Annotated in this window: 5 protein-coding genes; 3 read left to right on the top strand and 2 right to left on the bottom strand. The window is 47.8% G+C overall.

The window, feature by feature from the left end; all coding sequences use genetic code 11:
• Window positions 1–32: 32 nt before the first annotated feature.
• Window positions 33–1,718: a methyl-accepting chemotaxis protein gene (locus JW881_10965; protein ID MBN1698025.1), complete on the bottom strand. Its 1,686-nt coding sequence runs from the start codon at window positions 1,716–1,718 to the stop codon at window positions 33–35.
• Window positions 1,719–1,999: 281 nt separating this feature from the next.
• Between JW881_10965 and JW881_10960 the strand changes: the two genes are divergently transcribed.
• Window positions 2,000–3,880, top strand: a complete 1,881-nt coding sequence (locus JW881_10960) for a CHASE2 domain-containing protein (protein MBN1698024.1) — start codon at window positions 2,000–2,002, stop codon at window positions 3,878–3,880.
• A gap of 61 nt (window positions 3,881–3,941) precedes the next feature.
• Here JW881_10960 and JW881_10955 read toward each other — a convergent pair whose 3' ends face one another.
• Window positions 3,942–4,511 carry a hypothetical protein gene (locus JW881_10955; protein ID MBN1698023.1) on the bottom strand — a complete coding sequence of 190 codons (570 nt, stop codon included), beginning with the start codon at window positions 4,509–4,511 and terminating at the stop codon, window positions 3,942–3,944.
• Between the two features lie 161 nt (window positions 4,512–4,672).
• On the opposite strand from JW881_10955, the gene JW881_10950 reads away from it, so the two are divergent.
• Window positions 4,673–5,494 carry a DUF2087 domain-containing protein gene (locus JW881_10950; GenBank protein MBN1698022.1) on the top strand — a complete coding sequence of 274 codons (822 nt, stop codon included), beginning with the start codon at window positions 4,673–4,675 and terminating at the stop codon, window positions 5,492–5,494.
• 138 nt (window positions 5,495–5,632) lie between these two features.
• Window positions 5,633–7,243 carry an alpha-glucosidase gene (locus JW881_10945; protein ID MBN1698021.1) on the top strand — a complete coding sequence of 537 codons (1,611 nt, stop codon included), beginning with the start codon at window positions 5,633–5,635 and terminating at the stop codon, window positions 7,241–7,243.
• Window positions 7,244–7,352 lie beyond the last annotated feature (109 nt).

Genomic DNA, 7,352 nt, shown 5'->3' with positions numbered 1-7,352 from the left:
TGATAAATAAGATTATTTATTGATAAATAAGACTATTTAGTGATAAATAAATTAATTTCACTGTTGAGGTTATCGACGGCCCTGCTCAAGCTGGAGGTAAGTGCGTTCATCTTTTTCATTTCTTCCGAAATTTCGGCCGAACGCTGTGAAATTTCTGATATTGCCGAAAAAACATCCTGTGAAATTGCGGTTACAACGTCGATTGCTTCGGCAATATCGCCGGCACCGTCATTGATCTTTGCGGACGTTTCGTTTACCTTCGACGATATATCGGTGAGAAGGGACATCGATTGTAAAACCTGTCCCCCCCCCGATGCCACCTCTGTTGTGGAGGCAAACACTTCCTCCAGGGCGCCGGATACATCATGCACCTCGCGTTCGATTTCCGCAAACGCCTTTTCCGTCTCATTACTGTAGTCTGTTGCGGTATCGATTTTATCCATTATGTCACCGAGCATTTCACCGATATTCCGTGCATTACGGTCTGTCGATTCGGCGAGATTCTTTATTTCATCCGCGACAACGGAGAACCCCTTGCCCGCTTCTCCCGATTGTGCGGCTTCGATAGCGGCGTTCATCGCAAGGAGGTTCGTTTTTTCAGTGATTTCGTTGATGATCGAGAGTATTTCCCCGATATTACCGATCCTGCTGTTGATGTCGAGGATAACCTGCCGTGTTTCGGAAAGAATTTCCCCTCCTTTTTTTACCGTTCTGACAAGTTTTTCCGTCGATTCCTTTTTCAGCCGGGAGATTTGTTCGATTGTCTTCAAAGAGGAAACCATCTCGTTCACGGAAACGGTCGACTGGTTGACGGCGGACGACTGATCTTCAATGTGTTCGCGTTGATCCTTGACATTTTCATTCGTCGCCTTGATCGTTCTGGTGACGGAACGGATATTTTCGTCGAGACCGCTGATTTTCTCCCTGATAAGCGATATCCGGCCGAGAATTGTGGCAAGCGTTTTGGTAATTTCAACTGTCGTTGAATCAAGTGTATTGCGGACACCGATCGATTGTCCGGAGGATTCCTTGATTTTCCGCACAATATTATTGAGTTTGGAGATAAAGCTATTGAAATTTATTGATAAAAGACCGATTTCATCCCGTTTTTTAATATCGATCGTCTGGGTAAGGTCGCCTTCACCCCTGGCGATTTCACCTATTCTGTTTTTTACCTTGTTGATCGGGCTTGTTATGAAATATCTGAGAACGATGTTGAGACCGATGATAATAAGCGCGACAATGATGAGAAGCTGGATAACGATACGGATGATCTCTTCCCTGAGGGCCTTGTGAATCGAGTCGCCGGAGAAGTAGATCTTGATCGTCCCGAGATTGATTCCTTCTTTTGTGACGGGGGAAACGCTTTCCTTGTAGGCCCCGACGATTATTTTCGTGTGTTTCAGGTTGCTGTAGTTGACGATCTCCCCACCCGCTCTCACTTTTCCCCTGATTCTGTTGTTGTCGGTAAGGATGACGGCAATGATGGTATCGTCTTTCATTTCGTTGAGGATAATGGTCTCGATCAGCTGTTCGTTTGTCCGCCACATCGGATCGGCAAAAAGAAAGCTAAGCCGTGCCTGAATTCGTTCGCTGCGTTCTTCCAGGTCTTCGGCCATTCTGGTTCGTGTGAAACAGTACGATATTATCTCGTAGATCGTCATAATGCAGAGAATGATAATGACCAGAATAAGCATGACTTTAGTGTATATCCTCACCCGATCACCCCATCTTGATATCGACACCGTCGTGTCGGCGGCACGGCTGCGGTTTCCATGAATTTTAGTATGTCGGCCACGTATATGCAAATAAAATGTACAAATTTTACCCAATGGAGACTGATGATTGATACATTATTACCGGTACCGGACGGCAATCTCCGGGGATATACCCGCGTGGTTTCAGGGTTCTTCCTGTTTTGCGGAATATACGCCGCACCGTCCCGGTGAACCCCTTGCCTTGCCATTGGGGCCGATTAGCGCTACACTCGAGAAAGCGTATGAATATTCTTTTGAAAGTCATTCCCATTGCCGTGAGTCTTCTCGTCGCCTTTTTCTTTCTTTTTTCATTGTCGCCGTTTGAATTATTCTGGCTCGATATCAGGTTCATACTGACCTCGGCCATGTACGGCCATTATGAATTATCCGATTATCTGGTCATCCTCCTTATCGATAAAAAATCCGAAGAGGCACTCGGGATTCCGGTCGAAGGGAAGCGGTGGCGGGCGTATGACAGTGAGATAATCGGGCTTCTTTCCGGGGCCGGGGCGCGGATCATCGTTTTCGATGTCGAGTTTTCGGGAGAAACGACGCCCTGGGACGAGTCGCTTTCCGGAAGTTACAGGGAAGCGGGAAATGTGATCGGCTGTGAAATCGAGGAAGGGGCGACGCTTCCCCTGTTTCGCGCGTCCCTCTTTGGCGTGGGGAACGCGACGGTCCGGTTGATCGGCGGCAAACCAAGAAAAATCGACGCATTTCCGCGGAACAGCGGACAACGGGCGCTTTCTTTTCTGGCGGCCGGGGCGTATGTCGATTCCTTTCGTCGGGAAGGCGATAGTGATGCATTTTCCCGAGCGGGAGACGAGATCGCCGAATTGAAGGAGTTCTGGATCAATTACCGATACCCCGTTCATTTCTTCCCGGTTCGCTCCTATGTCGATGTTCTGCTGTCCGAAGGGGGAAGAATGGCCGATGACCTGCGTACCCCACTCTCCCTGGTAAAGGATAAGGCGGTATTGATCGCCAAAGCCTTTGAGAAGGACAAAATTCCCCTGCCGAACACCTTCACGGGAAATGTCTACGGTGGCTTTATTCATGCGTACGGTATCGAAACCCTGCTTCAACAAAGCCGCGTGGTGCGTGTTCCGGTCTGGACAGAGATACTTTTTATTCTCGCCGTCTGTGGTGTTCTTTTTCTGGTTTGTTCATTTACCGGGAGGATCATGAACATTCTGCTTTCAATCATGCTTCTCGTTGTCGTCTTTATCGTGCAGCTTGCCGTATTCCGGGGCGGCCATGACTGGATGTTTTATTCTCCGATCTTATTCTGTGCGCTGGTTTATATCGGGGTTTATCGCTTTATCGGGAGAATGCGACTGTCGATCGAATTCGGAAACATCAAGAAAGAGATGAGATCGCTCGAACAGTATAATAAAGCACTGATGGAGACGGGGAAGATCAAGGATATCCTCACCGATACCCTCGTTCACGATATCAAGAACGCAATCGCGGCCATCGAAGGGGGACTCGCCTACATTACCGAAAAATACAAGGGTGACAGCCAGAGTCTCCGGATATTCCACGGCGCATCGATCGCCTGTACCGATATCATTAACCTCTCTTCGAATCTGCTTGATGTGAGGAATATCGAAGAAGGCGTATTCACGCTTCGGAAAGAACCGTGTTCATTTGCCATGGTAGAGGAAATGATCCGGCGTTATATCCTTTATCCGCTTTTCGATGAAAAACAGATCACCGTTACCATTGATCCGCCCCGATTCACCATGAATTTTTATGCCGATACGTACCTTTTCGAACAGATGTGCCATAACCTCTTGAGCAATGCCCTGAAATATACCCCCCAATCGGGCAGTATCCGGATTTCATTCCGCAAAAAAGACGGAACGACCTCAATTGTCTTTTTCAACACAGGCAAACCGATTCCCGACGACCAGAAAGAACAGATTTTTGAGAAATATCTCACCGGCGGGAAAAAGCGTTCCAGGTATTCAAAAGGCCTGGGACTTTATTTCTGCAGAATGGCTATGGAAATGCATCACGGCAGGATTTTTCTGGAATCCTCTGAGCAGGGCAATGCCTTCCATCTGGTTTTTCCCTCCGGGAATGGAGAACGGCCCGGATTTTCCGATCGGAATGAATAACGAAAACCCCGATGGGTACGATCAAGACAATTGTCCGACTATCGTGTTTGTATTAACCCTTTTAAAACCCGAAGAAAAATCCCGCTGAAAGCGGTATGCTGACATAACCATTGTCGATTATATGTATTTGGAATCCGGCCCGAAAGAAAAAGATTCCCTTGATGACGACAATACCCCCGCCGAAAGCAAATCCGAAAAAAGTATCGACTTCGGATTCGTCGTCATCGATATACTGTCCATTGTAAAAACCGAACATGAGGTTGAACTCAGGTCCACCTTCCGCGTAAATACCGATCATCGTTGACGGATCTGCATTGTATATGTTGTAGACGACGCTGATACCGCCGAAAAACGCGGCGAACTCGTATGCCCAGTCGTTTTTCGTGACCCGGTAATAGTCACTTGCATGATTGTTCCAGTTTATGTAATGGGCTGCGACAACAGCCTGGAAAAAAAAGGGTTCTACAATTAATATATCGATGAATCCGGTTGTCCCGACACCCACTCCCAAGCCCAGTTCCACGTCATTTTCCCATGGCGGACCAAAAGTTACGTCAAGCCCTGCCCCGATATTACCGTATAGGTGAGAACTCATAAACATGACTGCGACAAGGAGGAAGCGAGTTTTCATATTCGTCTCCTTTTTCTGTTGTCTGTCACATAAATATAATGCATTTATCCGTTTTATGTCAAAGACCGATAACATGCCGGTTATTGAGAAATAATAGTTATGAAGGTATAGACAAAAAGCGAAAAAAACTGTAATATAATAGATGAAAGGGAATTGTGTCTATGATAGATAATATTACACATACAGGTGAGCCTGACGCTCAAAAAAACCCCGCCGATCTTCAGGAACTCAACAGGATTTTCTGGGATGCGGGCCTTGATGCCATCGTTAAAGGGTATGTTTTTCATCCGGCCGTCGCCGTATTCAGGTGTCTCGTGTGCGGAAAAAGATATGAGAAAGGGATAATCTATGATGTGAACGGCTTGATGTGCGATGCGGAGAAGGCATTGAAACTCCATATAGATAAAGAACACGGATCTCTTTTTCAGTACCTGATCGGGTTTGACAAGAAACTGACTGGATTGAGCGAACAACAGAAGAATATCCTGACGTGCATGTATGAGGGGTTGAATGACAGGGAGACGGCTGAAAAGCTTACTATCGGGAGTATTTCCACGGTACGAAACCACCGGTATCAGGTACGGGAAAAGGAAAAACAGGCTACAATTTTTCTGGCGCTTATGCGTCTTCTGAAAATAAAGAACAAGGGAAATGATGATTTTATCACGATTCACAAGGGGGCAACCATGATCGATTCGCGCTATGCGATCACCGACGAAGAACGGGAAAAATTCCTCAACCGGTATTTTCCGGACGGCCTTGACGGAGCATTGAGTGAGTTTCCGAAGAAAGAGAAACGGAAGCTCGTCATTCTCAACCATATCATCAAACGGTTCGAATTGAACAGAAAGTATACGGAAAAGGAAGTCAATGACATCCTCATCCGGATCTATACCGATTATGTAACGATCCGGAGGTACCTTATCGAATACGGATTTATGGAGCGGTACCGTGATTGCAGTTATTACTGGGTGAAGGTATAGATCTTCCGCGGACAGGCGACATGAAAGAAAAATAATATATCCGAACTCCTCATATGTACTGTATCAATCATCGTCTTTCCGATATACTGTACGGATAATTAATATGTAATGAAAATCCTGTATCATGGAGGTCGATATATGGATAACGAGTGGATATGGTGGAAACACGGGGTTATCTATCAGATTTATCCCAGGAGTTTTCACGATACGAACGGGGATGGTATCGGCGATATTCCGGGCATTATCCGGAAACTCGATTACCTTGAGAATCTGAATATCGACGGCATCTGGATTTCTCCGATTAACGTTTCACCGATGTTCGATTTCGGCTACGATATCAACGATTATTATGCGATCGATCCGGTCTTTGGGACAAACGGGGATTTTGAAACCCTTATAAAAGAAGCCCATAAAAGAAACATAAGAATCATCATGGATATTGTCCTGAACCACACCTCACACCTTCATCCATGGTTTGTCGAATCACGGGCATCACGGGATAACGGGAAAAGCGGCTGGTATATCTGGCACGACGGGAAAAAGGGAAAACCGCCGAACAACTGGATGGGTGCTTTCGGGGGGCGCGGATGGGAATGGGAACCCCGGCGGAGACAGTTTTACATGCACTCGTTTTTAAAAGAGCAGCCGGATCTGAACTGGCGTAACGAGGCGATGAAAAAGGCCGCCTTTCAGATACTGACCTACTGGATGGACATGGGGGTGGACGGATTCAGACTCGATGTCATCAACTATTTCACGAAAGACAGCAGGTTCCGGAGTAATCCGTTTGCTATCGGTCCGAACCTGCGTCCGTACGATTTACAGGAGCATATCTTCGACCGGAACCAGGAGGAGAATCACCTCATTACCCGCGCGATGCGGAAGGTGACGGACGCCTATAAAGACCGTATGCTGGTGGGGGAGGTCTATGCGCCGACGCCGGATCCCGAACTCTCAGCGTCATACCTCGGGGACGGGACGGACGAACTGCATCTTGCCTTTAATTTTTCATTCATGTATACGGAAAAATGGCACGCGGAGACCTTTTACCGGGTCATCCGGCAATGGTACGACTCCATCCCGGAGAAGGGGTGGCCGTGCAATGTCCTCTCCAATCACGACAAACCGCGAAGCAGAACCCGCTTCGGGGGCGGGAAGGACAGTGATGCCAGGGCGAGGGTCGCGGCCGCTTTTCTTCTCACCGTCAAGGGGACGCCGTTCATATACTACGGGGAGGAAATCGGCATGGAGGACGGGAAGATTAAAAAGAAAGAGATCCATGATCCGATCGGGAAACGGTACTGGCCGATCAACAAGGGAAGGGACCCCGCGCGAACACCAATGCTCTGGTCCGCTGCCTCGAACGCCGGATTTTCCGGCGCGTCTCCCTGGCTTCCGCTGAACAATGGATGGGAACGGCAAAACGTGGATGCCCAGGAAAAAGACGGCACCTCCATCCTTCAGTTTTACAAAAAACTGCTTCGCGTTCGAAAAGAAAAAAAACCGCTGATGTTCGGGGAGTGGGTCGAACTGAATCACGGAAAAGAGAACTTCCTTTCCTATGAGAGGCGATGGTCCGGCGAACGGGTGCTCGTGCTTCTCAATTTCGCAAGGACGGGCTGTACGGCAGCCATCCCTCCGGGGACATGGACAACCCTGCTTTCCACACACGGCAGGCAGGGGGTAATGCCGGGATCTGAGGTGAAACTCGCGCCGTATGAGGTTGTGGTTGCGGAGTACAAACTGTGATCTGACAATGTCGGCTTTACCGGCTGTTTCCGGAAAATCATCGATATATTAACCCGCGTTGCAGGCGAAACTTTCCGCGAAGGTTTTTATTATCTTTACAACAAGCAAA

The sequence above is a fragment of the Spirochaetales bacterium genome (assembly GCA_016930085.1).
In the GTDB taxonomy this organism is placed as follows: Bacteria; Spirochaetota; Spirochaetia; order SZUA-6; family JAFGRV01; genus JAFGHO01.
Note: the sequence above shows the minus strand (reverse complement) of the source record. Positions and strands in the feature narration are given on the sequence as shown.